18 protein-coding genes are annotated in these 24,266 nt (G+C 70.5%); 9 read left to right on the forward strand and 9 right to left on the reverse strand.

Annotated elements, in window-relative coordinates; all coding sequences use genetic code 11:
* Positions 1 to 18: 18 nt before the first annotated feature.
* Positions 19 to 5,601, reverse strand: a complete 5,583-nt coding sequence (locus tag IFU11_RS06435; protein ID WP_371742729.1) for a glutamate synthase-related protein — start codon at positions 5,599 to 5,601, stop codon at positions 19 to 21.
* Between the two features lie 389 nt (positions 5,602 to 5,990).
* Between IFU11_RS06435 and mvk the strand changes: the two genes are divergently transcribed.
* Genes mvk through IFU11_RS06460 form a run of 5 tightly spaced genes read left to right on the forward strand, consistent with a single transcriptional unit; the run spans position 5,991 to position 11,515 of the window.
* Positions 5,991 to 6,929: a mevalonate kinase gene (mvk, locus tag IFU11_RS06440; RefSeq protein ID WP_192018496.1), complete on the forward strand. Its 939-nt coding sequence runs from the start codon at positions 5,991 to 5,993 to the stop codon at positions 6,927 to 6,929.
* Positions 6,926 to 7,984: a diphosphomevalonate decarboxylase gene (mvaD, locus tag IFU11_RS06445; RefSeq protein ID WP_371742730.1), complete on the forward strand. Its 1,059-nt coding sequence runs from the start codon at positions 6,926 to 6,928 to the stop codon at positions 7,982 to 7,984. The genes mvk and mvaD overlap by 4 nt, the downstream gene beginning before the upstream one ends.
* Entirely contained in the window at positions 7,981 to 9,198 is a 1,218-nt protein-coding gene (locus IFU11_RS06450; RefSeq protein WP_071262515.1) for a phosphomevalonate kinase, read from the forward strand. Before mvaD ends, IFU11_RS06450 begins: the two co-directional genes overlap by 4 nt.
* Positions 9,195 to 10,262: a hydroxymethylglutaryl-CoA reductase gene (locus IFU11_RS06455; RefSeq protein ID WP_079002857.1), complete on the forward strand. Its 1,068-nt coding sequence runs from the start codon at positions 9,195 to 9,197 to the stop codon at positions 10,260 to 10,262. The genes IFU11_RS06450 and IFU11_RS06455 overlap by 4 nt, the downstream gene beginning before the upstream one ends.
* Before the next feature lie 59 nt (positions 10,263 to 10,321).
* Positions 10,322 to 11,515, forward strand: a complete 1,194-nt coding sequence (locus IFU11_RS06460) for a hydroxymethylglutaryl-CoA synthase (protein WP_192018498.1) — start codon at positions 10,322 to 10,324, stop codon at positions 11,513 to 11,515.
* 220 nt (positions 11,516 to 11,735) lie between these two features.
* Here IFU11_RS06460 and IFU11_RS06465 read toward each other — a convergent pair whose 3' ends face one another.
* Together IFU11_RS06465 and IFU11_RS06470 are read right to left on the reverse strand one after the other, a co-directional pair.
* Positions 11,736 to 13,829 carry an acyltransferase family protein gene (locus IFU11_RS06465; RefSeq protein WP_192018499.1) on the reverse strand — a complete coding sequence of 698 codons (2,094 nt, stop codon included), beginning with the start codon at positions 13,827 to 13,829 and terminating at the stop codon, positions 11,736 to 11,738.
* Positions 13,830 to 13,960: 131 nt separating this feature from the next.
* Positions 13,961 to 15,064, reverse strand: a complete 1,104-nt coding sequence (locus IFU11_RS06470; RefSeq protein ID WP_192018500.1) for a VIT1/CCC1 transporter family protein — start codon at positions 15,062 to 15,064, stop codon at positions 13,961 to 13,963.
* 146 nt (positions 15,065 to 15,210) lie between these two features.
* Between IFU11_RS06470 and purE the strand changes: the two genes are divergently transcribed.
* Positions 15,211 to 15,732: a 5-(carboxyamino)imidazole ribonucleotide mutase gene (purE, locus tag IFU11_RS06475; RefSeq protein ID WP_371742731.1), complete on the forward strand. Its 522-nt coding sequence runs from the start codon at positions 15,211 to 15,213 to the stop codon at positions 15,730 to 15,732.
* Positions 15,729 to 17,102 carry an LCP family protein gene (locus IFU11_RS06480; protein WP_228501981.1) on the forward strand — a complete coding sequence of 458 codons (1,374 nt, stop codon included), beginning with the start codon at positions 15,729 to 15,731 and terminating at the stop codon, positions 17,100 to 17,102. The genes purE and IFU11_RS06480 overlap by 4 nt, the downstream gene beginning before the upstream one ends.
* 28 nt (positions 17,103 to 17,130) lie before the next feature.
* Here the strand turns inward: IFU11_RS06480 and IFU11_RS06485 are convergent, their stop codons facing one another.
* The 4 genes from IFU11_RS06485 to IFU11_RS06500 all read right to left on the reverse strand — a co-directional run bounded on the left by IFU11_RS06485 (position 17,131) and on the right by IFU11_RS06500 (position 20,623).
* Positions 17,131 to 17,949 (reverse strand): class I SAM-dependent methyltransferase, encoded by an 819-nt coding sequence (locus IFU11_RS06485; protein WP_192018502.1) that lies wholly within the window; start codon positions 17,947 to 17,949, stop codon positions 17,131 to 17,133.
* 99 nt (positions 17,950 to 18,048) lie between these two features.
* Positions 18,049 to 19,185 (reverse strand): glycosyltransferase family 4 protein, encoded by a 1,137-nt coding sequence (locus IFU11_RS06490; RefSeq protein WP_192018503.1) that lies wholly within the window; start codon positions 19,183 to 19,185, stop codon positions 18,049 to 18,051.
* Positions 19,182 to 20,033 carry a dTDP-4-dehydrorhamnose reductase gene (gene rfbD / locus IFU11_RS06495; RefSeq protein WP_199862189.1) on the reverse strand — a complete coding sequence of 284 codons (852 nt, stop codon included), beginning with the start codon at positions 20,031 to 20,033 and terminating at the stop codon, positions 19,182 to 19,184. The genes IFU11_RS06490 and rfbD overlap by 4 nt, the downstream gene beginning before the upstream one ends.
* Positions 20,030 to 20,623, reverse strand: a complete 594-nt coding sequence (locus tag IFU11_RS06500; RefSeq protein ID WP_137243399.1) for a GtrA family protein — start codon at positions 20,621 to 20,623, stop codon at positions 20,030 to 20,032. The genes rfbD and IFU11_RS06500 overlap by 4 nt, the downstream gene beginning before the upstream one ends.
* A 103-nt stretch (positions 20,624 to 20,726) precedes the next feature.
* Between IFU11_RS06500 and IFU11_RS06505 the strand changes: the two genes are divergently transcribed.
* On the forward strand, positions 20,727 to 21,329 hold the full coding sequence (locus tag IFU11_RS06505) for a dTDP-4-dehydrorhamnose 3,5-epimerase family protein (RefSeq protein ID WP_137243398.1): 603 nt from the start codon (positions 20,727 to 20,729) through the stop codon (positions 21,327 to 21,329).
* A gap of 87 nt (positions 21,330 to 21,416) precedes the next feature.
* Here the strand turns inward: IFU11_RS06505 and IFU11_RS06510 are convergent, their stop codons facing one another.
* Together IFU11_RS06510 and IFU11_RS06515 are read right to left on the reverse strand one after the other, a co-directional pair.
* Complete coding sequence (locus IFU11_RS06510; protein ID WP_192018504.1) at positions 21,417 to 22,943, reverse strand: glycosyltransferase; 1,527 nt, start codon at positions 22,941 to 22,943, stop codon at positions 21,417 to 21,419.
* Positions 22,940 to 23,212: a hypothetical protein gene (locus tag IFU11_RS06515; protein ID WP_191941466.1), complete on the reverse strand. Its 273-nt coding sequence runs from the start codon at positions 23,210 to 23,212 to the stop codon at positions 22,940 to 22,942. Before IFU11_RS06515 ends, IFU11_RS06510 begins: the two co-directional genes overlap by 4 nt.
* Positions 23,213 to 23,372: 160 nt before the next feature.
* Between IFU11_RS06515 and rfbA the strand changes: the two genes are divergently transcribed.
* A complete protein-coding gene (rfbA, locus tag IFU11_RS06520) occupies positions 23,373 to 24,242 on the forward strand; it encodes a glucose-1-phosphate thymidylyltransferase RfbA (protein ID WP_137243395.1) in 870 nt (289 codons plus the stop codon).
* Positions 24,243 to 24,266: the final 24 nt, after the last annotated feature.

The raw sequence follows: 24,266 nt of genomic DNA on the forward strand, positions 1-24,266 counted from the left end.
CCTCCAGTTCGGGCGCGCTCATCGGGAACCCGCCAGGGTCAGTTCGGCCAGAGCGGCCGATGCAAGGAGTGCTTCGGTGCCACCGGTCGCTGCGGATCGGGCACGGTTCTTGGCGTGCTGGTGCATGATCCACCCCGTGGTGCCCGGGTGGTCGATCGACCGCACGTTCCGCAGGCGCAGGGCCTCCGTGTAGTCGTGGAGTCGCTTCGCGGCGATCATGGCGGCGAGCGCCCCGTCGTCGTACCGTTCAAGCAGCTCTCGAGCCGCCCGCTGCACCCGCTGCATGACGAAGAAGTCCTCGGTGAGGATGAGCGTGCGGACGCTCGCCTGCACGAGCGGGTGCGCCGGGTCGTCGACGCCGGGTGTGCGGGACAGCGCGACCTCCTGGGCGAGCTTCAGCACCGTGTAGCTCGTGAGGAGCGCGTAGACGTCCTGCGGGTCCGCCGCGGGCTCGCCGAGTCCGGGGGCGCGACCGCCGCGGACCGGTCGGCGGTCGCGGTAGTCGAGCTTGAAGGTGCGGAGCTGCTGCGCCGCGAGGGCCGCGCCGAGCTCGTCGAGGAGTTCCTTGCGGCTCTTGGCCGCGAGGATCGCGTCGCTGTCCTGGTAGAGCAGCAGCGCGCGCGGCATGCCGAACACGAACTGGTGCCTGGCCGTGTCCCACTCGGCGAGCAACCGGGAGGCGAGCGGCGAGCCGGTCGCCTCGACGTGCCACTCCAGCAGCAGGAGCACGGCGGCCTCGTGGAACGCCGCCTGCTCGCCCTCGGTGATCGATCCGAGGAGGAGGGAGTCCGCGCTGACCTTGCTCGGCAGTTCGCTCCGCGGGTCGTACTGGTAGACGAAGCCACCGCTCATCCCGTTGCCGAAGCCGCTCCCGAAGCCGCCGAGGTTCAGCACGGCGCCGTTGGTCATGTATTCGCAGGCGTAGTCGCCGACGCCCTCGACGACCGCGGTGGCGCCCGAGTTGCGGACGGCGAAGCGGTCGCCGGCCTCGCCCTGGACGAAGGTGCGGCCACCGGTCGCCCCGAAGAGCGCGAAGTTGCCGATGAGGACGTTGCCGCCGTCCTCCGAGCTGCCGCCGCCGGGGGAGAGGATCGCGATGGTGCCACCGGAGGCGCTCTTCCCGACGCCGTCGTTGCAGGTGCCGGTGTGCCGCCAGTGCAGGCCGTCGACGCAGAACGCCGCGTACGACTGCCCCGCGGAGTGCTCGGTGCGGATGGTCACGGTGTCGGCGGCGAGCGAACGGTGGCCACGGTCGTCGGTGACGACGGAGGGGATCGCCGCCGCCTGGGCGTCGTCGAGCTCGTGGTTGAGGATGCGCTCGAGGTCGATCGCGAGCTGCCCGCCCACGGAACGCCAGCGGTTGCCGAGGCGGATCCCGCCGTCGGCGTCCTCGGCGCCCAGGTCGAGCGTCGTCCGGCCGTCGTCGAAGAGTCCTGCCCGTACCCGCTCGATGAGGGCGTCGTCGAGCGTGAAGTCCTTCTCCAGGTACACGGGGTCGGTGACGACGACCTCGGGGACGACCGCGAGCATGGCGCGCAGGTCGAGGTCCGCGACGGCCGCCGGGTGGTCGACGAGGTGGAGGAGGTCGGTGCGACCGCGGGCTTCGCGGAGCGAGCGGAGGCCGAGGATGGCGAGCCGCTCGCGGACGTCGTGCGCGATGTTCAGGAGGTACTGCGCGAGCGCGCGCGGGTCGCCGTCGAAGGTCTCCGGGTTGGTCGTGAGACCAGCCGGGCACTTCACGTTGCAGTTCTTCGCCATGACGCACTTGAGCATCATGAGCGCGGTGGTCCCGAACTCGAAGCTGTCGCCGCCGAGTAGGGCGGAGATGACGACGTCGCGACCGGTCTGGTGTGCGCCGGAGCAGCGCAGGGTGACCTTCGACCGCAGACCGTTCGCGCTGAGGGCCTGGTGGACCTCGGCGATGCCGATCTCGGCGCTGCGTCCGGCGTACTTGAGGCTCGTCACGGCGGCTGCGCCGGTACCACCGGTGTTGCCGGCCACGTTGATGACGTCGGCACCGGCCTTGGCGACGCCGACGGCGATCGTGCCGATGCCTTCGGAGGAGACGAGCTTGACGACGACGCGGACCCGTGCCGCCTTGCAGTCGTGGATGAGCTGCGCGAGGTCCTCGATCGAGTACGTGTCGTGGTGCGGCGGCGGCGAGACGAGCTCGATGCCGGGCGTGCCACCCCGGGCCGCGGCGATGTCCACCGTCACCTTGGGAGCCGGGAGCTGACCGCCCTCGCCGGGCTTCGCGCCCTGGCCGATCTTGATCTCGAGCTCCTGCAGCATCGGGTCGGCGAGGTAGCCGGCCCAGACGCCGAAGCGGCCGGAGGCGAACTGCTTGATGCGCGAGCCGCGGATGGTGCCGTAGCGGGACAGGTGTTCGCCGCCCTCGCCACTGTTCGACATCCCGCCGACCATGTTGGTGCCGTGCGCGACCGCCTCGTGCGCGGTCGCCACGAGGGCGCCGTGGCTCATCGCCCCGGACGCGAGGGATCGGGTGATCTCGCTCGCCGGCTGGACGAGGTCGGTCGAGATGCTCTCGGCACCCTCGACGAGCATCGAGAAGTAGTCGTCGGCCGAGCCTGTCGCCTCCACGATGAGGTCGCCACCGGAGATCCAGTGCCCCGTCACCTCGCCGCCGAAGCGGTGGACGTAGTACTCGCCAAGCGCCGAGACCCGGGTGAGGTCGCCTGCGAGCGGTCCCGTGAGCTGCAGCCGGTGCCGTCCCTGCTCGGTCCGCGTCGCACGCAGGCCGCGGACGACGATCGAGGAGTTGCCGACGGGGCCGAGCCGGTCGAGCTCGCGAGCGAACTCCTCCGGGGTGGTCAGCCGGGTGATGTCCTCGGGCAGCACGAGCACGTCGCGAAGGGCCGCCGGGCGACGGCGCCGCTCGGTCGTCATCGACTGGACGAAGGAGCGGTAGCCGGGCGTGATGGTGAAGGCGTCGATCTCGTCGTCGTCGAGGGCATCGAAGGAGGTGTGCTGGTAGGCGTCGTCGTCGATCCCGAACGCGTCCTCGAGGTTCCCGATGGTGTGGAGGCGCAGCGGGTCGTCACCGAGCGTGCCGCCGTCGCGGTCGACGGCCGTGGTGTCCGCTCGCGGCAGCTGGACGGGTTCCTCGGTGAGGTCGACGAAGCCGCGGACCGCGGTCGTCCCGTAGGAGTGACCGGCGCCCTCGGCGCGTTCCTTGAACAGGCCGAGGAGCGGGACGTCCGCGTCGCTCGACGTCGTCAGGGCGCGCTGGTGCCAGGCGCTCGCCGTCCGGGCGATCCCGGCGAACCCGACGCCGCCGACGGGGGCGCGGAGGTGCGGGAAGGCGCGCGCGAGCACGGGGTCGCTCGTGTCGAGGTAGTTCGGCTCGAAGAACTCGCCGCCGATGTAGCTCTCGACGGTGCAGAGGCCGACCCGGCCCATGGTCTTCAGGAGCGACTTCTCGGCGGCGTAGGCGAACCGGCGGAACGCGGCCTCGACGTCGTCGGGGTGCTGCTGTTCGGCACGGAGACGGACCGCGAGCGGGTGCACCGCGGACGCTCCGAAGCCGAGGGCTGAGGCGACGTGGTGCGAGGACGGCAGCTGGCCACTGTCGACCACGAGCGACACGCGGAGCCGGAGGCCGTCGTCGATGAGTCGCTGGTTGACGGCCGCCACGACGAGGATGAGCGGCAGGGCGGCACCCTCCGCGTGGACGCCGCGGTCGCTGAGGATCGCGATGCCGCCGTTCTCTGCGGCGAACCCGGCGACCTCCGCGGCCACGCGCTCGACGGCGGCCTCGAGCGCGTCGGCGTTCGCCTGCGCGTCCACCTCGGGCCGGTAGAGGATGTCGAACCACGCGACCGGCGACTCGTGCTGAGCGCTGAGGCGCCGCAGTTCGTCTTCGCTGACGATGGGGGATCGGAGGACGAGCTGCTTCGTTCCGATCGTGCCGCTGCCGGGCTTCGGGCCGAGCGCGACCCGGAGGGTCATGCCGTCCGCCTCACGGATGCTGTCGAGCGGCGGGTTGGTCACCTGGGCGAAGCGCTGGGAGAAGTACTTCGCCAGGCCGCCCTCCTGGTCGGACAGGGCGTTGATGGCGTTGCCGTAGCCCATCGCCGAGATCCGCTCCTTGCCCGAGGCGAGCATCGGGTCCGTCATGAACCGGAAGCTCTCCTGGTTGAGGGAGTACGCGACGTAGCGCTGCACCTGGCTCAGGCCACCGCGGTAGGCGAAGGCGTCGTCCGCCGAGGCCGTCGGTGCCGACACCGGGACACCCCGGTCCTCGAGCGCGTCGAGGTCGGTGGCCGATGCGGCGAGCATCGCCAGGTAGTCCTTGCGCGCCGCGAGGAGCTCGAGCGCCTCGCCCGTGCGGAGGCGCGTGCCCGTGCGGTGGTCGTAGGCGAGCATGCCGCCGGCCTCGATGCGACCGCGGTGGACCACCTCGTCGTCCGGGAACGGCAGCTGCCCGGCCTCGGAGGTGACGCAGAGGTAGTCCGCCGTCTCGACGCTGCGCAACGGGCGCAAGCCGAGGCGGTCGAGGCGGGCGCCGACGGTCGTGCCGTCGTTGAAGATGAGCGCGGCCGGGCCGTCGTTCTTCTCCTCGACGAGCGAGAAGTACTCGAGCATCGCCCGAACCTCGCGGCTCAGCGTGCGATCGTTCTCCCAGGCCGGGGGCATGACCGACACGACCGCCTCGAGCAGTTCGAGGCCGTCCTCGACGACGCGGCTGTGCAGCGTCTGGTCGAGTCGCGAGCTGTCCGACTGGCCCCTGGCCCGGATGATCTTCCGGCCACGTGACGCCGCCAGCGCCGTCTCGGACAGACGGTTCTTGCGGTCGGTGTTGAGCTCGCCGTTGTGCGCCATGAGGCGGAAGGGCTGCGCCATCGACGGGTGGGGAGCGGTGTTCGTCGAGAACCGGGTGTGGAAGGCGAGGGTCCTGACCCGGTGCAGCGGGTCGGCCAGGTCGGCGAAGTAGGGGATGACCTCGCCGGAGTTGAGGCGTCCCTTGAGGACCTGGGTGCGCGTGCTGAGCGACAGCGGGTACAGGCCGTCGAGGGTGAGGTCCGTGTAAGCGGTCGCCTCGATCGCGAGCAGGGCCGCGTGCGCGCGCCGGTCGAGGTCCTCCGTCGAGGCGTCGACCGACGGCTCGAAGATCCACTGCCGGATCGGCAGCTGGTACTGCACGGCCTTCGGGCGCAGGACGGCGTCGACCGTCGGCACGGCACGAGCGAGCAGCACGGTGAAACCGGCCTCGCCCAGCGAGCGTTCGATGAGCGCCTCGGCGTCGCCGATCCGACCGTGGTCGACCGGGAGGAAGACGTTCGCGACGCCGAACCGGCCGGCGACGAGCGGCTTGCCGACGAGAGAGCTGAAGAAGTCGACCGAGAGGTCGATCTGTACGCCCGCTCCGTCGCCGACACCCTCGGAGGACATGCCGCCGCGGTGGGGGATGGCGCACAGGGCGGTGTCGCCGAGTGCGATGACGTCGTGGCTCTGCACACCGTCCTTGCGGGTGATGAAGCCAACGCCGCAGTCGCTCTTGTCGGTCTGGCGATCGACGAGGTCGGGCAGGGGCGATGGTGCGGCGGTGCGCGGGCGCGGTGGGACGGAAGACGAGATCACGACGGGGTACCCCTCGGAATGCGGGCGCTGGACGGCCCGGAGACGGTGAGATGACGGGACCGGATCTACGTCGCTGGAGGGTGGGTCCGTGTCGACGCGGGCGCTGGGTGCGGCGGCCGTCGTCTGCATGAATGGAGGTGTTCCGATCCTAACCGGGCCGTCCCGCCCACTCAACCGTAACGAGCCGAACCGGGCCGTTCGGCGTAGGCTGGGTGTTTCCGGTACGCATGGGACACGCCGTGAGCGCTCCGGCGGCTCCCGTCGACGGCCCATCGTGCAGCGCCCGGATGCGCTGCGGGACAGCTCACGAGCCTGCCCGTGGTGAATCGGATCGCGACCGGACGACCGATGTGCAGCCAGCTGCATGTTTTTCGGACCAGAATGGTGAGATGACGACAGAGCACACGGCTGCGACCGGTCGCGGCTTCGCGCACGCCAAGGCGATCCTGCTCGGCGAGCACGCCGTCGTCTACGGGTCTCCAGCCGTCGCCCTGCCCATCCCGTCGCTCCGGGTCGAGGCGACCGCCCGACGCATCGACGGGGCCTCGGTCCTCGACACCGAGATCTCGCTCGGCCCGCTCGACGCGTCGGATCCGCTCGGGACCACCGTCCTCGAGACCCTCGCGCACGTCGGTGCGGCCCCGGCCGGCGTCGAGGTCGTCGTCCGCGGGACGCTCCCGATCGGACGGGGCCTCGGTTCGAGCGCCGCAGCAGCCAACGCGATCGTGGACGCCGTCGCCGACCTCCACGGCGTGGCGCTCGACGACGCCGACCGGTTCGAGCTCGTGCAGCGCGGCGAACGCGTCGCCCACGGGACGCCCAGTGGTCTCGACGCCCGGGCCACGAGCGCCTCGACGCCCATCCTCTTCACCGCCGGCCGGGTCGACCATCCGCCGATCCGCTTCGGCGGCAGCTTCGTCGTGGCCGACACCGGCGCGCGCGGGTCGACCCGGAAGGCGGTCGCCGACGTCAGAGCCTTCGTCGAGCTGCACCCCGAGCGTGGTCACGCGCTCCTGGCCGATCTCGAACGCGGGACCGTGGCGGGCGTCGCCGACCTCGCCGCGGACCGCCGCGACGACCTCGGGACCCGCATGAACGCGGCGCAGGTGGTCCTCGACGAACTCGGCGCCGGCCACCCCGCCATCACCGCGCTCATCGCGGTCGCCGCGGCGAACGGCGCCCTCGGCGCGAAGCTCACGGGCGGCGGGCAGGGCGGATGCATCATCACCCTCGCCGCAGACCCCGCGTCAGCCCGACGCATCTCGCAAGCCCTCCTCGAGGCCGGAGCACTCGGCACCTGGACGATCGACGCGGAGGACTACGCGTGACCCTGACCCCGCAAGAGCTCGCGACGACCGCCTCGGAGGAGGGCAGTGCGACCGCGCTCGCCAACCCCAACATCGCCCTCGTCAAGTACTGGGGCAAGCGGGACGAGGCGCTCATCCTCCCGTGGACCGGAAGCCTCTCACTGACCCTCGACGCAGCGCCCACGACGACGACGGTGCGACTGACGGACGCAGCCGACGACGTCGTGCTCCTCGGCGGTCGAGCCCTCGAGGGCACCGCCCGCTCCCGCGTCACGCGCTTCATCGACCTCGTGCGCGCGCTCGCCGGCCGAGACGAGCGCGTCACCGTCGACTCCCACAACGAGATCCCCACGGGCGCCGGCCTCGCCTCCTCGGCCTCCGGCTTCGCTGCACTGGCGCTCGCCGCATCGACCGCGTTCGGACTCGACCTCGATCGGCGTGCCCTCTCCCGGCTGGCCCGCCGTGGCTCGGGATCGGCTTCCCGTTCGATCTTCGACGGGATCGCCGTCTGGCACGCCGGGCACGACGACGAGAGCTCCTTCGCCGAGGCGGTGCCCGCGCCCGGACTCGAGCTCGGCATGGTCCTCACCGTCCTCGACGCCCGGGCCAAGTCGGTCTCCAGTCGCGACGGCATGCGGCGCACGGTCGACACCTCCCCGTACTACCCCGCCTGGGTCGAACGCACCCCCGTCGAACTCGAGGAGATGCTCGCCGCGATCGCCCGCGCCGACTTCACCGCGGTGGGCACGATCGCCGAGCGGAACGCGATGCGGATGCACGCCACGATGCTCGGCGCCGAGCCGCCGGTCAGGTATTGGGGACCGGCGAGCGTGGAACTGCTCGATCTCGTCGCAAACCTCAGAGGCGACGGCCTCGAATGCTATGCGACGATGGACGCCGGCCCGAACGTGAAGATCCTGTGTCGAGCCGACGCGGTCGACGAGCTCGCGACTCGGATCCTCGAGGCGCAGCCCGACATCGGCGTCATCCCCGCCAGAGCCGGACGGGGCGCGAGGCTCATCACCTCGGAGCCCGGCGGATCGGCGGGCGAGCAGACAACGGAAGGAGCGCGATGATCGAGATCAAGGCGCCCGGCAAGCTCTTCGTGGCCGGCGAGTACGCCGTCGTCGAACCAGGGCACCCATCCATCCTCGTCGCGGTCGACCGGTGCGTCACCGTCCGACTCGAGGCGAGCGAGCACGAGGGCCGCATCTTCTCCGACCAGTACGGCCGAGCGCCCATCATCTGGCGTCGCAACCGCAACGGGGTCGTCGTCGAGCACGAGGAACGCCCGCTCGACCACGTCCTCTCCGCCGTGAGCACGATGGAGACCCTCGTCGCCGAGCTCGGCGTGGCGCAGCGGTTCTCCGCGCTGTCGATCACCAGTGAGCTCGACGACGCGAGCGGCCGGAAGTTCGGCCTCGGCTCGAGCGCGGCCGTGACGACCGCCACCATCCGCGCCCTCGACGAGTTCTACCAGCTCGACCTCACCCGGACGCAGATGCTCAAGCTCGCGATCCTCGCCACCATCGACGTCGCGCCGGCAGCCTCCGGGGGCGACCTCGCGGCGAGCATGTTCGGCGGCTGGCTCCGCTACACCTCGCCCGATCGGGCGCGGCTGAGGGAGGTGCGCCACCGAGAAGGGGTGCTCGCCGCCCTCCGCGACCCCTGGGCCGAGCTGGGGCTCGAGCGCCTGTCGCCACCGACCTCGCTCCGTCTCCTCGTCGGCTGGACCGGCGAGCCCGCCTCGACCACGCGTCTCGTCGACGAACTACAGTCCCGCAAATGGGCGGAGACCGCCCACTACACCTCGTTCCTCGCGGCCAGTCGCGCCGCCGTCGACGCCCTCACGATCGGCTTGAACGACGAGGACCCGGCCCTCGTGCTCGGTGCCGTCCGCTCCGCGCGCGCGACGCTCGCCGGTCTCGGACGCGACGCCGGTGTCGACATCGAGACCGCCGCGCTTGCTCAGCTCTGCGACGCCGCCGAGCGCCTCGGCGGGGCGGCCAAGTCCTCCGGTGCCGGTGGTGGCGACTGCGGGATCGCGTTCATCGGCCAGTCCGTCTCCACCGCCGCCCTCGAGGACGACTGGTCGGCGCACGGCATCGAGCGGCTCCCGCTCACGGTGCACCCGCCGACCGGACTCATCGACGCCGCCCACAGCCCGTGGGGGCCGTCGGAGATCAGCCGTACCGACGACGACGCGGTCGAATCCATCAGATCCACCTACGCTCGTGCCTTCGCCGAGCAGCACGACGTCCTCCGGGGCGGAACGGAACCCCACGCATGAGCAACGAACCCGACGGCGTCGCACCGGTCCCACTCAAGTGGATCGGTCCGCTCCACCTGAGCGGCAACGTCATGGAGGGCGAGCAGGAGGTCCCGCTCGCCACGTACGAGAGCCCGCTCTGGCCGTCGGTGCGCCGGGGCGCCCGCATCTCCTCCATGGTCCCCGGCGGCATCCGCGCGACGCTCGTCGACGAGCGGATGAGCCGCTCCGTCCTGTTCGAGGTCGACTCCGCCGGCGACGCCCTGCAGGCGCTCCGCGAGATCGAGCGCAGCCTGCCCGAGCTGCAGGCCGTCGTCGCCCAGTCGAGTCACTTCGCAGAACTCATCGAGATCAACTCGCAGATCGCCGGCAACCTGCTCTTCCTGCGCCTCGAGTTCCGCACGGGTGACGCGTCCGGTCACAACATGGTCACGCTCGCGGCGGACCGCCTCATGCCGTACATCATGGAGCGTTGGCCGATGCTCCGGTACGGCTCGATCTCCGGCAACTTCTGCTCCGACAAGAAGGCGACCGCGGTCAACGGCATCCTGGGCCGTGGCAAGAACGTCGTCACCGAGATGACGATCCCGCGGGCGATCGTCGAGCGGTTCCTGCACACGACGCCCGAGCAGATCGTGCAGCTGAACGTGCGCAAGAACCTCGTCGGGACGATCCTCGCCGGTGGCCTGCGCAGCGCGAACGCCCACTACGCCAACATGCTGCTCGCGTTCTACCTGGCGACCGGCCAGGACGCGGCGAACATCGTCGAGGGCTCGCAGGGCGTCACGCACGCCGAGGTCCACGACGGCGACCTCTACTTCTCCTGCACCCTGCCGAACCTCATCGTCGGCACGGTCGGCAACGGCAAGGGGCTCGGCTTCGTCGAGGAGAACCTCACCCGCCTCGGGTGCCGCGAGGACCGTGAACCCGGCGCCAACGCCCGGCGACTCGCCGTCCTGTGTGCTGCCGCCGTCTGGTGTGGCGAACTGTCACTCCTCGCCGCGCAGACCAACCCCGGTGAGCTCATGGCCGCCCACCTGAAGCTCGAACGCAGCGCACAGACCGCAGCCGGCGCGCCCGCCTGACCCTCCCACCGCACCGGGGGACCGGTGCATCGTCGACGCTCGAACGGAGCACCCCGCACGTGAACACCAACCAGACCAGCAACCCCGCCGTCGGCATCGACGACATCGCCTTCGCGACCGGGGCGAACCGCATCGACCTCGCCGAGCTCGCGGGGCGCTTCGGTGTCGAACCCGCCAAGTACTACGTCGGTCTCGGCCAGAGCGAGATGAGCGTCCCTGCCGCCGACGAGGACATCGTCACGATGGCCGCCGCCGCTGCCGCGCCCATCATCGAACGGCACGGCAGCGACCGGCTCCGGACCGTCTTGTTCGCCACCGAGTCCGGGATCGACCAGTCGAAGTCCGCGGGCGTCTACGTGCACCGGCTGCTCGGTCTGCCGCAGGCGGTCCGCGTGGTCGAGCTCAAGCAGGCCTGCTACTCGGCCACCGCGGCGCTGCAGTTCGCGGCTGCGCTCGTGGCGCGGAACCCCGAGGAGACCGTGCTCGTGATCGCGAGCGACGTCGCGCGGTACGAACTGCACTCCAACGCCGAGCCGACGCAGGGCGCCGGGGCCGTCGCCATGCTCGTGGCCGCCGATCCGGCCATCCTCGAGCTCGAGACCGCGACCGGCGTCTACACGCAGGACGTCATGGACTTCTGGCGCCCGAACCACAGTGCGACGGCGATCGTCGACGGCAAGCTGTCCATCTCCGCCTACCAGGACGCGATCGAGGGGGCCTGGGCGGACTACCGGTCGCGCGGCGGAGCGGACTTCTCCGAGGTCGATCACTTCTGCTATCACCAGCCGTTCACGAAGATGGCGATCAAGGCGCACCGTCACCTGGCCAAGTCGCTCGGCTCCGAGCGCACCCAGGAGGAGTTGGACGCACAGATCGAGCCGACGACCGGGTACAACCGCCGGATCGGGAACAGCTACACGGCCTCCGTGTACCTCGCGCTGCTCGCGCTGCTCGACGGTGACGACGACCTCGCTGGTCGGCGCATCGCGTTCCTCAGCTACGGATCGGGTGCGGTCGCGGAGTGCTTCAGCGGCATCGTGCGTCCGGGCTACCGCTCGGCTCTGCGGAGCGACGCGAACCGTGCGCAGCTCGATGCGCGGACGGTCGTCGACGACGCCCGCTACCTGCAGCTCCTCGAGGACGCGGCGTCGGCCGACGTCCACGACTCCGACCGCCCTCGCGAGACCGGCGCGCCGTTCCGTTTCGCGGGCGTCGTCGGCGACCGCCGCCAGTACGAGCCCACCTCCGCCTGACCGCTCCTCGCCCGAGCTCTCCCGGGTGGTCGCCAGCGCGGTGCGCTGACGTCACCGCGGGTCGGGGACGTGAGCGCGGGTCTCCGGAGGGGCGCGCTCACGTGTGTGCCCCGCGCTCGTGCCGGGTCCGCCGCGCTCGCGTCAGCGCACCGCGCCGACGCCGGGTTCGGCCCACTCGCGTCAGCGCACCGCGCTGGCACTCCACCCGATCGGGGACTGGTCACCCCCGGGAGGTGGCGGCTCGGATGCGGTCGACGAGGAACGGGCCCAGGGTCCGCGACCAGGTGGCCGTGATGTGGTGCAGATCGCGATAGACGAGCACGTTCCCGACGGCTAGCGGACAGGTTCCGGCCGCACAGTACAGCTCGCCGAGATCCACGACCGGCACGGCGCCGTCGGTCATCGCCGCCGTGGCGGTGTTCAGGTCGAACGTCGGGTACGCCTCGGCCACGGGGAAGGCGCACGCCCCCGCGATGAGCTCGGCGGCGCTCGAGCGGTCGACGCACGCGGCGGCTTCGGTCGGCACGCGGGGATTGTCCCGCAGCACTACGATCGACGTCCCCTGCTCGAGCACCGGTCCCCACGCGGCGAGCGTCGCGCCGCGGATCGCGGCTTGTTCGGCCACCGAGGTCTCGTCCGGACTCTTGGAGGTCACCAGGATGATGTCGTACGGCCGCTCACCCGTGAACGCCTCCTGCATGAGCGTCCGCCGGGCGTCGCACGCCGCCGAGTCGTCGGGTCCCGGTGCCCGCCACTCGCAGCCCTTGCCGACGTACACGTCGAGCCGCCAATTGCGTGCCTCGAGCTGGTCGACGAGGCCGGGGATGAGCATCGTGGCGTGCGAGTTCCCGGTGAGCGCGACCCGCGTGGCGTCCGGGCGATCGGAACCGAAGGTGCAGCCGGGGAAGTCCGGCGCGTCAGCCGCCGCGGAACACCGAAAGGTGTCGCCCGTGTCCTCGGTCCGCACCGAGAGCGGCGGCAGCAGTTCGTCCGCCATTGCCGGATTGGTGCAGCCCGAGACGGCCGCGTCGGCCCCGAAACACGGCTCGCCGTCCGTGACGTAGGCGTCCACGGTGCTCGCGAGGTTGCGTTCCTCGGCGGCGACGGTCAGCAATCCCGCCGTCGGGATGCAGAGCACGAGTGCGGTCGCCGCGCCAGCCCACAGGACGGTCCGTCCGGAGCGCGCGTGCAGGAGGACGGGGGCTCGTCGGACGGGGTCCTCGACGATGCGTTTCGTCAGCGCGGCGAGGACCACGGCGACGACCAGGAGAGCGGCCGCGATCGCCCAACCGAACGGGTCGTCGAGCGCGACGGGCACGCCGAGCATCCACGGTGCGACCACGATGAGCGGCCAGTGCCACAGGTACAGCGAATAGGAGAGATCGCCGAAGAGGAGTGATGTCCGCGTCCGCGCGAGGGTCGTCACGGACCACCGGTGGGTCGACGACCCACCGACGATCACGAGGAGCGTCCCGAGAACCGGGAGGGCGGCGGCGATCCCGGGGAACGCCGTCCGCTCGGTGAACGCGACCAGCGCGACCGCCAGGAGGACGACCCCGAGGACACCGGAGGCCGTCCGCCACCGGGTGCGGTGCACGACCACGACCGGCCCGAGCAGCGCGAGGAGACCGCCGGCCGCGAACTCCCAGGCACGGGTCGGCGTGGCGAAGTACGCCGGTGCCGGGTCCGCCGCCGTGTACAGGATCGAGCACGCGAGCGAGGCCGCACCGATGATCCCGAGCGCCACACCGAGGGTGCGACGGAGGTCCGCCTGTCGCCGCCGGGTGAGCCACACGCACAGCACGACGACGAGTGGCCAGCCGAGGTAGAACTGCTCTTCGACGGACAGCGACCAGAAGTGCTGGACCGGTGAAGCGGCGCTGCCCTGTGCCAGATAGTCGACGGAGCTCCCGGCGAGGAACCAGTTCTCCCAGGAGGTCGCGCTCGCTACGGTCTCGGTGAAGAACTGCGTCCAGGCGCTCGGCGGAGCGAACCGCCAGATGAGGACGGCGGTCACAGCGAGGACGAGCAGGGCGGCCGGCAGGAGTCGCCGGATCCGGCGGGCCCAGAACGCCGGGAGGTCGACGCGGCCCGTCTCGTCGGCCTGGCGTGCGAGGTGGCTCGTGATCAGGTACCCGCTGACGACGAAGAACACGTCGACGCCGACGTACCCACCGGGCAGGAGGCTCGACGACAGGTGGAAGACCACGACGGACAGGACGGCGATCGCGCGGAGCAACTGGATGTCGGGCTGCGTGCGCGGAACCGCTCCGAGGAGGGGAGACGCGCCGGTCCGGTCCTGCACCTGCCTCACGCGCCCTCCTTCACCGTCCGGGTCGACGGACGGATGGCTCAGCGTAGGGAACGCCGGTGACGCGCTCGTGGACGGCAGATGACGGGTTCGCATCGGCTCCCGGTGTCGCGCGGCGGAGGGCCGGCGGCCGGTCAGCCGACGTTCGCGCCGAAGAGCAGGCCGAGCACGTAGGTCGCCGCGGCTGCGCCGTACCCGATCGCGAGTTGTCGCAGTGCCCGGCGGAGCGGGGGTCCGCCGGAGAGGAGCCCGACGACGGCGCCGGTGCCGAGCAGGGCCACCCCGACCAGGAGCGCGGCGACGAGGAGCGCAGCGACGCCCTGCAGTCCGAACAGGTAGGGCAGGACCGGGATGACGGCGCCTGATGCGAAGAAGCAGAAGCTCGAGAGCGCGGCACCGAGCCCGGTCCCGATGGCCTCGTGCTCCATCGCCGTCCGGGCCTCGCGCTGGTAGGTGCCGGCGCCGACGCGGGCCAGGACGTCCGCTGCGTGGGCCTCGGCTTCGCCGACCTCCATGCCGCGTGCCCGGTAGACGAGCGCGAGTTCGTTCGCGTCGACGTCGAGGTGGGGGAGGGCGTCGTCGGCCGCCGGGTTGGGGCTGGACGCCTCGAGCAGTTCCCGCTGCGACCGGACCGAGACGTACTCGCCGGCTCCCATCGACAGTGCGCCCGCCAGGAGGCCCGCGAGCCCGGCAGCGAGGACGACGCCGTTGCCGACGCCGGTGGCGCTCATGCCGATGACGAGAGCGAGGTTCGAGACGAGGCCGTCGTTCGCTCCGAACACGGCCGCCCGGAAGGTTCCGGACAGGCGGTTGCGTCCTCGGGCGGCCAGGCCCCGGACGACCTCCTCGTGGATCTGCTCGTCGGCGGCCATGCGTTCGGTGGCCGCCCGTTCGGTCGCGTAGGGCGAGCGCGACTCGGCGCGCTGGACGAGCGCCAGGACGAAGACGGATCCGAACCGCCTCGCGAGCCAGCCGAGCAGCCGGGTCCGCAGGTCACCGCGTTGCGGCTTGCCGATGTCGTCCCCGAGCAGGGCGATCCAGTGCGACTCGTGACGTTTCTCGGCCTCGGCGAGCGCGAGCAGGATGTCGCGCTCCTCACCGCTCCGCCGGCCGGCGAGATCCCGGTAGACGGCGGCTTCGGCGCGTTCGTCGGCGAGGTACCCGCGCCACCGCCGCAGCTCGCGCTGGCTGGGTGGCTCCTGGCGTGCTGCGGATCCATCCGCGGTCGGCGTGCTCATCCGCCGATTGTCCCAGACACCTGTCGATCGATGCGCTGCGCGGTGCGGAGGCGTCCCCGGACTGGGGTCGCTTTGGGGAGGGCTTGTCCGCCAGCTGCGGTGCGTCCTGAGCCGATCTTCAGACACTGCGATCTACGATGGTGCTCATGCCCGAGAACTCCGCCCCGTCCCCTGACGCCCCGCCGCTCGTCGGCGTCGTGATGGGCTCGGACTCCGACTGGAACGTCATGAGCGATGCGGCGCAGGTGCTCCGCGACTTCGGCGTGCCGTTCGAGGTCGAGGTGCTGTCGGCCCACCGCACGCCCGAGAAGATGATCGCCTACGGCAAGGCCGCCCACGGCCGTGGCGTGAAGGTCGTCATCGCCGGAGCCGGCGGCGCGGCGCACCTCCCCGGGATGCTCGCCTCCGTCACGACCCTGCCGGTCGTCGGCGTGCCGGTGCCGCTCTCCCGCCTCGACGGCCTCGACTCGCTGCTGTCGATCGTGCAGATGCCCGCGGGTGTGCCGGTCGCGACCGTCTCGATCGGCGGCGCCAAGAACGCCGCGCTGATCGCCGTCAAGATCCTCGCCACGGCCGACGACGCCCTGCACCAGGCGCTCGTCGCCTATGCCGAGGCCCTCGCCGACTCGGTCGAGGAGAAGAACCGGAACCTCAAAGCGAAGCTATGACGAGTGTAGCCACCGCCGCGAAGCCGATGCGGTACCCAGACACCCGTTCACGCGAGGTGATGACGAAGCGTGCCTGGTGGCTCGTCGTCCTCAACCTCCTGATCCCCGGCTCCGCACAGGTGCTCGCCGGTAACCGGAAGCTCGGGCGGTTCGGACTCGGGTTCACGCTCTTCCTCTGGCTGCTCGTCGTCGTCGGCATTGCCACGATGTTCCTCGCCCGCGAGGTGCTCTTCACCCTCGCGACGAACCCGATCGCGCTGACGGTCGCCCAGGTCCTCCTCGTCGCCTACGCGATCCTGTGGGTCGTGCTGACGCTCGACACCCTACGACTGGTCCGCCTCGTGAAGGCCTCGCCGAACGCCAGGCTCGGTGTCGCGCTGTTCACGACCCTCGCCATGGTGCTGGTGGCCGGCGGGGCCGGGTACGGAGCGGTCGTCGCAGGCGCCACTCGCGGCTCGATCTCCTCCATCTTCGGCAACACCGGTCCGTCGGAGCCGCCGGTGGACGGCTACTACAACATCCTGCTGCTCGGTGGCGACGCCGGCCCCGACCGCGACGGCATGCGGCCGGACAGCATGTCGGTCGTCAGCATCAACGCGGAGACCGGGCAGGCGACGACGATGTCCATGCCGCGCGACCTCGTCGACATCCCGTTCCCCGAGGGCAGCGAGATGGCGTCCCTCTACCCGGACGGCTACGACGACTCCTGCGACGTCGACGTCTGTCAGCTCAACTCGATCTACACCGAGATTGAGCTGAAGAACCCCGAACTGTTCCCCAAGGCGACGGCCGAGGCGAGTGAGCCCGGCATCGAGGCGATGAAGCAGGCCGCCGAGGGCATCACCGGGCTGCACATCCAGTGGTACGTCCTCATCGACATGTACGGCTTCGCCACGCTGATCGACACGCTCGGTGGCGTCGACATCGACGTCAAGGAACGGCTCCCGATGGACGGCGACGCCGACCTCGAGAACGTCACAGCGTGGATCGAGCCCGGCAAGCAGCACATGGACGGCTGGACGGCGCTCATGTACGCCCGCTCGCGACACTCCACGAGCGACTACGACCGCATGGCCCGCCAGCACATCCTGCAGACGGCGATGCTCAAACAGTTCAACCCGGCGAACGTCCTCGCCCGATTCCAGGACGTCGCGGCGGCCGGAGGCGATGTCGTCAAGACCGATGTGCCCCAGGGCATGCTCGGCTACTTCGTGAACCTCGCGCTCAAGACGCGGGAGCTGCCGATCAACTCCCTGCAGTTCGTCCCGCCGACGATCGATCCGGAAGAGCCCGACTACACGCTCATCCACCAGATGGTGCAGGACCAGCTGTTCCCGCCGTCGCCGAGCCCGGAGCCCGACGCGGGCTGAGCCCCGGTCCCTGACCCTGTCGAAGGGCTCAGCGCACGGTCGCGATGATCTCACCGTGCGGAACGGCGAACCATCCGTCGTCCGCGTCGACCCAGTCCCGCCATGCCGTCGAGATGCGTTCGAGGTCGGCGTCGTCCGCGATCCCGGTCTCCAGCGCCTGGGTCGCGAAACTGGAGGTCTGCGCCCGCTCCGACCACGCGCCGCCCCACCACTCGCGGTCCACCGGGGATTCGAACGACCAGACGCTCGCCGTGCTGCGCACGTCCGCCAGCCCGGCTTCCATCGCCCACGACTTGAGCCGGCTACCGGCATCCGGTTCACCGCCGTTCGCCCTGGCGAGCTCCTGGTAGACCTCCATCCACCGGCTGAGGCCGGGGGACAGCGGGTACCAGACCGCCCCGCCGTAGACGATCTCGCGGAGGGCGATGATGCCGCCCGGTCGGACCACCCGCCGCAGTTCGCGGATCACGGCGACCGGGTCGGCCACATGCTGGAGGAGCTGGTGGACGTGTGCGACGTCGACGCTGTCGTCGGGGAGGTCGAGTGCGTAGGCGTCACCGACGGTGAAGCTGACGTTCCCGACGCCGGCGGCGGCCGCGCGGGCTCGGGCGTCGGCGGGGGCCTCGTCCGAGGCGTCGACGCCGACGACCGTGCCTGGCGCCACGAGGCGGGCGAGGTCGAGCGTGATCGTGCCTGGTCCGCTGCCGAGGTCCAGGACCTGGAGGCCTGCGTGCAGATGGGGGAGCAGGTGCGCTGCGGAGTTCTCGGCGGTGCGCCAGGAATGGGTGCGCAGGACACTGGGGTGGTGGCCGAGCGTGTAGCGCTCGCGAGCGGTCGAAGAGGTCACCCATCCACCCTACGAGTGTCGGATCGGTCGTCCGTCCACGTTACGAACGGGCTGGTTCAGCGGCGTGAACCGACGCTGATCGTCATCGTCCCGACCGGCTCAGATCTCCGCGTGCAGCTGCCAGACGCGTTCAGCGGAGTCTCGCCAGCTGAAGGCCTGCTCGCGGTCCATGCCGAGGATGCGCAGGCGTGAGAGGCGCTCGCTGTCGCCGATGACGTCGTTGATGGTCGCGATGAGGCGATCGGCGTACCCCTTGGCTCCGGACTCGACCACGACGCCGGCTCCGCCGCCGACCTCGATGAGCGCCGGCACGTCGGAGTGGATGACGGGCGTGCCGAAGCGGAACGCCTCGACGAGTGGGAGCCCGAACCCTTCGGCGAGACTCGGGTAGACGAAGGCGGTCGCGCGGTCGAGGACGACGGCGAGGTCGGCGTCGTCGAGGAACCCGAGTGCACGCACCCGCCCCTCCGGCAGACCGGCTTCATCGGCCACCTGGGCGAGGGTGACGTCGCCCCAGCTGTCGGTGCCGACGATGAGCAGCGGGAGGTCGGGGGCGCCGGGGCGGCCGAGACCGGTGATGAGCTCCGTGATGCCACGACGGGGGTCGAGTGAACCGACGGACACGAGGTACTCGGGCGGGAGGTCGAGCGTCCGTGCGCGGCCGTCGGCGTCGGTCGGGATGCTGAGCGTGGTCGCGGCGGCACCCCCGATGACGCGGACGCGGTCGCCGAGATCGACGATGTCGCGCAGCTCATCGGCGACCGCGTGCGTCGGGACCACGATGGCGTCCGCGTGCTTCCTCGCCCGCTTGACCATCGCCTTCTGCCAGGCCACCGACATCGGCGTCAGTGACGAGGGGTGCGACCAGGCGAGCGTGTCGTGGATGGTGACGACGATCTGGTTGCCGTCGTTGATGCGGTCATGGCGGTTGAGCGGCGCGAGCAGGCCTGGGGCGTGCACCATGCCGTTCGCCGTCCCGGGTGCCACGATGCCGAGTTGCCAGGCGGCACTGAGCTCGCGACGCGGCAGCGTGGTGCGATGCAGCGCCGTCAGCCCGGGGAGCTTGGACTCCAGGAGGTCGATCTTCTCCTTCGGCACCGCCGAGACGATGCCTTCGACGTCGCATCCCGCCGGGGCACTCGCGATGAGTTCCCGGGTGAGTTCCTCGGAGTAGCGACCGACCCCACCGGCGACCGGTGCGACGATCTGGTCGACGACGACGCGGAGGGTGGTCACGGTGCCGTGACGACGCCGTGCTGCGTCGCTGCCTCGAAGGCCTCCTGCCAGTCACGCATCGGCGCGAGGCCGGCGGTGGCCCATGCATCGTGGCCGAGCACCGAGTAGGCGGGGCGCGGCGCGGGGCGGACGAACGCCGAGCTGTCGGTGGGGGAGACCCGTGCCGGGTCGGCGCCGACCGCCTCGAAGACCGCCTGGGCGAACTCGTACCAGGAGGCCTGCCCGGCGTTGGTGCCGTGGTAGACCCCGGCAGGAGCGTCGGCGTCGAGCAACGCGACGATCTGCGCGGCGAGGTCCGCGGTCCACGTCGGCTGGCCGAGCTGGTCGGTGACGACGGCCGGGTCGACGCCGTTCGCAGCCAGCTTCGCCATGGTGGCGGCGAAGTTCGGTCCGTTCTTGCCGTAGAGCCAGGCCGTCCGGACGATGTAGCCGCCGTTCGGGTGCTCGGCGAGGACGGCGCGCTCCCCGTCGGCCTTCGTGCGGCCGTACGCGCTGATCGGGGCCAGCGGGTGGTCTTCCTGGTACGGCGAGGTGGCGGAGCCGTCGAACACGTAGTCGGTGGACACCTGGACGAGCTTCGCACCGGCCTCCCGGGCGGCGACCGCGAGGTTGCGAGCGCCGATGGCGTTCACGGCGGCTGCGTCGGCCTCGTGCGATTCGGCGTCGTCGACCTTCGTGTAGGCGGCCGCGTTGATGACGGCGGTGTGACCCGCGACAGCGGCGCGGACGGCCTCGAGGTCGGTCACGTCGAGCTCCGCGCGACCGAGGGCGGTGACCTCACGACCCGTCAGGGCCTCCTGCAGGTCGTGGCCGAGCATGCCGGAAGCGCCGGTGATCAGGTACGTCAAGATAGGGGTCCTCTCGGGAGTGGCCCGTTCATCGTACCCGGCTCGGTCGGGGAGGTCGCTGACCGGGTGGCGTCGGTCGGTGGCTCCTCGAACAGGGTCCGCTGTGCCTCCTCCACCCGAGCCAGGTTGGCCAGGCCGTCCGCCCGGTGGTGTCCGTAGACCCAGAAGCGGTAGAGGAAGAAGCGGAACAGGGTTCCGAGGCCCAGCCCGATCACGTTCGACGCGATGTTGTCGGCGAGCAGCGAGGTGAAGCCGAGCACGTAGTGGCTGACGTAGAGGCAGCCGACGGCGATGGCCATGCCGCCCAGGGAGACGATCACGTACTCGCCGAGCTCCAGGACGAAGTTCTTCCGACGGTGCTCGCGGAAGGTCCAGTACCGGTTGCCGATCCAGTTGAAGACGATCGCGACCGAGACGCTGATGACCTTGGCGCCGATGGGGGACTGCGCGAGGTGGTCATGCCCGAAGACGCCGACCCGCAGCAGGTTGAACACGAGGACGTCGAGGCCGAAGCCGATGAGTCCGACGACGCCGAACTTCACCGCGTACGCGGCGACGCCGTCCCAGAGTCGGCGGAGCAGGGGGATCATGGCGGGCCGTTCTGTGCGTGGACACTCGATTATGCCTGAGGCGACCGGGAACAGGACCGCGGCGTCCCGCCGCTGGGCGCATCCGTCTTGGTAGACTCCCCGGGTGCAGATCCGCGAACTGAACGTCCCCGACAGCTATGAGATCACGCCGAAGCAGTTCGGTGACGACCGAGGCGTGTTCCTCGAGTGGTACCGCTTCGACAAGCTCGAAGAGGCCTCCGGCCGGTCCATCAAGCTCGCCCAGTCGAACACCTCGGTGTCGAAGCGCGGTTCGGTCCGGGGCATCCACTTCGCGGACATCCCGATCGGGCAGGCGAAGTACGTCACGGCCACGCGCGGTGCCGTCCTCGACTACGTCATCGACATCCGCGTGGGCTCACCGACCTTCGGCCAGTGGGACTCGGTGTTGCTCGACGACACCGACCGCAAGGCCATCTTCATCTCCGAGGGCCTCGGTCACTGCTTCGTGGCGCTCACCGACGACGCCACGGTCAGCTACCTGGTGACCGACGTCTACCGTCCTGACCGTGAGCACGGCATCAACCCGCTCGACGAGCGGGTCGGTCTCGTCATCCCGCCGGAGGCCGGCACCCCGCTGCTCTCGCCGAAGGACACCGAGGCCCCCGGCCTCGACGAGGCGGCCGCCGCCGGCCTCCTGCCGACCTGGGATGACGCCCGGGCGTTCTACGCGACACTGCGCGGCTGAGTCCATGCGCGGCTGACGTCCTGCACAGGTGAACGGCCCTGCGTCCCTGAGAGCGACAGCTGCAGGCCGTTCCCGCACAGCCCGTCGCTACGGGATGTACGGGTCGTCGGTCGGCTCGCCCCAACGGGCGAACAGTCCTGCGGCGTGCTCGTCGGCAGTGTCGGCGTCCTCGGGCCTTCGGTCGACGACGGCTTCCGCTGACGCCGACCACAACACACGTCGCCCGAGCCACGCGAACTTCCGACCGAGGTCGAGGTCCGCGATCTCGCCGCGCAAGCCCTCGTTCCAACCGCCGACGGATTCGAATCCGAACCGATCGACCGCGACGAGCATCGCGGAGACGGCGCTCACCTCACGATCCACGACGAGTGCGTTGGCCTCTCCGGCGGCATCGGCGGCGCGGCCTGAGTACGGCCGGCGGTAGTCACCCCGGGCATATCTGAATCCGGCATGCAGGATGTGCCCTGACGTGTCCAGCAAGCGAGCACCCACTGCGCCGACGTCCGGCTGCGACAGCGGTCCGGTGAGGTTGGCCAGGGAGTCGACCGCGACCGATTCGAGCCGAGTGTCGACGAACACGACCACGTCTGCAGTGCTGTGGGAGAACCCGATGTTCCGTGCGACGGAGGAGGAATCGGACGGCGCGGGCACGAGCACCCGACGTGACGTCGGGGTCTCCTCGAAGCGCTGGAGCGTGGCCTCCGACACTGCGGGGGCATGGACGACGACGAGTTCGACATCGGTCTCGACCCCGGTGGTCAGGGCGACGACGGCGTCGGTTGCTCGCTGTACCTCAGTGTCGTCGTCGATGCACAGCACCAGGGAGACCGCGGTGGGCAGCGACCACGCGATGCGATAGGTGCCCGGGAGGCGGCCAGGCTCGGCCACCCCGGCGAGACGTCGGCGACCGACCGCCTCGGACACGGCGCGCAGCCCGGCGTCCCAGGCGTAGTCCTTCTCGCGGACGTCGATCGCGGTCGAGCCGGCGGTCGCTCGCCAGTGGTAGAGGACCTCGCCGAGGTGCACGATGCTTCGCGCACGCTCGGTGACGCGCAGGATCGCGTCGTGGTCCTGCGAGCCGTCGTAGTCGGAGCGGAACCCTCCCACCTCGCGGAGGAGCGCGGTTCGGATGATGGACACATGCGAGGTGTACATCTGGGACAGGAGTCGAGCCGGCGACCACCTGGGCTTGGCGAAGGCCCCGGAGAGTCCGCCCTCATCATCGATCTTGTCCTCGTCTGAATAGAGGTAGTCGACCGCCTCGTCCGCGGCGATGGCAGCTGCCGCTACGGCGAGGGCGGCGGGGGAGAGGGTGTCGTCGTGGTCGACGAGCACGACGAACGTCCCGGCGGCCGCTTCCAGGCCGGTGTTCGTCGCCGCAGAGATGCGTCCGTTGGTCGACCTGCGGACGACGGTGATACGCGGATCGAGGTCCTGGATCACGGTGAGCGCCTCGATGGTCGCGGCGGACGTCGAGCAGTCGTCGACGAGCAGGAGTTGCCAATCACCCGAATGCTGCGCGAGCACGGAGTCCACCATCTCCCGGAGCTGAGCGGGGTCCGTGTCGAAGACCGGCGTGACGATCGAGAAGAGCGGAGCGTCAGCCGGGCTCACCGACGTCGCCTCCGAACACGGTCGATCGGGCTGAGGAGCGCGTCCCCGACTCGCCAGCGCGTGGATCCGGTGAATTCGGCGACGAGACGCTCGACGTCTGCGGCGTGGGCGCGCTGCTCAGCCGCGAGCGCGTCCTGCAATTCAGCGATCTTCAGTTCGGCTCGCGCACGCTCGGCGCGGGCCCCTACGAGGGCGTCGTTCGCCTGGATTAGGCGGTGCCGGACGTCGGGTTCGGATGTGTGCGGTGGTGGTGCGGCGTCTTCGGTCACGTCGGCATCTCCTCCAGTGGTCGGCGCCGCCCCAGACTACCCGACAGGCCCTGAGAGCCGGTTCCTGCGATAATGGCACGTCGAGCGAACGCGCGGGCACCGATCAGGGCTCGTCCGACGCACGGACCGACTGCATCGAGCGAAGGAAGTACAGACAACTATGCGCGGCATCATTCTCGCCGGTGGATCCGGCACGCGGCTGTGGCCGATCACCAAGGGCATCTCGAAGCAGCTGATGCCGATCTACGACAAGCCGATGATCTACTACCCCCTGTCGACGCTGATGATGGCGGGCATCAAGGAGATCCTCATCATCACGACGCCCGAGTACAACGAGCAGTTCCGCGCGCTGCTCGGCGACGGCTCCGATCTGGGCATCCGGCTCGAGTACGCCGTGCAGCCGTCGCCCGACGGTCTGGCGCAGGCGTTCATCATCGGTGAGGAGTTCATCGGTGACGAGAGCGTCGCACTCGTCCTCGGTGACAACATCTTCCACGGCACGGGCCTCGGCTCCGCGCTGCGCAACCACAACAGCATCGACGGCGCGCTCATCTTCGCGTACCAGGTCGCCGACCCCAAGGCGTACGGCGTGGTGGAGTTCGACGACGACTTCAAGGCGCTCTCCATCGAGGAGAAGCCCGCGCAGCCGAAGAGCAACTACGCCGTGCCCGGCCTCTACTTCTACGACAACTCCATCGTGGAGATCGCGAAGACGATCGAGCCGTCGGCCCGTGGCGAGCTGGAGATCTCGACCGTCAACGAGCGTTACCTCGAGCAGGGCGACCTCCAGGTCCAGGTCCTCGACCGTGGTACTGCGTGGCTCGACACCGGGACCTTCGAGTCGATGATGCAGGCATCCGAGTACGTCCGGGTCATCGAAGACCGCCAGGGTTTCAAGGTCGGCTGCATCGAGGAGATCGCCTGGCGCGCCGGCTGGATCGACGACGAGCAGCTCGCGGCTCTCGCCACCCCGCTCGTGAAGAGCGGCTACGGGCGGTACCTGCAGACGCTGCTGGCACAGCAGGCCTGACCCACCACCTCCCGAGCCCGGCTC

Source organism: Plantibacter sp. CFBP 8804 (assembly GCF_014841225.1).
Classification (GTDB): Bacteria; Actinomycetota; Actinomycetes; order Actinomycetales; family Microbacteriaceae; genus Plantibacter; species Plantibacter auratus.

Coding starts and splice junctions, on each gene's coding strand:
- IFU11_RS06480 (WP_228501981.1), top strand. CDS start 15,729: ATGACGAGTGTAGCCACCGCCGCGAAGCCGATGCGGTACCCAGACACC.
- mvk (WP_192018496.1), top strand. CDS start 5,991: ATGACGACAGAGCACACGGCTGCGACCGGTCGCGGCTTCGCGCACGCC.
- IFU11_RS06450 (WP_071262515.1), top strand. CDS start 7,981: ATGATCGAGATCAAGGCGCCCGGCAAGCTCTTCGTGGCCGGCGAGTAC.
- IFU11_RS06470 (WP_192018500.1), bottom strand. CDS start 15,064: ATGAGCACGCCGACCGCGGATGGATCCGCAGCACGCCAGGAGCCACCC.
- IFU11_RS06500 (WP_137243399.1), bottom strand. CDS start 20,623: ATGATCCCCCTGCTCCGCCGACTCTGGGACGGCGTCGCCGCGTACGCG.
- purE (WP_371742731.1), top strand. CDS start 15,211: ATGCCCGAGAACTCCGCCCCGTCCCCTGACGCCCCGCCGCTCGTCGGC.
- rfbA (WP_137243395.1), top strand. CDS start 23,373: ATGCGCGGCATCATTCTCGCCGGTGGATCCGGCACGCGGCTGTGGCCG.
- IFU11_RS06455 (WP_079002857.1), top strand. CDS start 9,195: ATGAGCAACGAACCCGACGGCGTCGCACCGGTCCCACTCAAGTGGATC.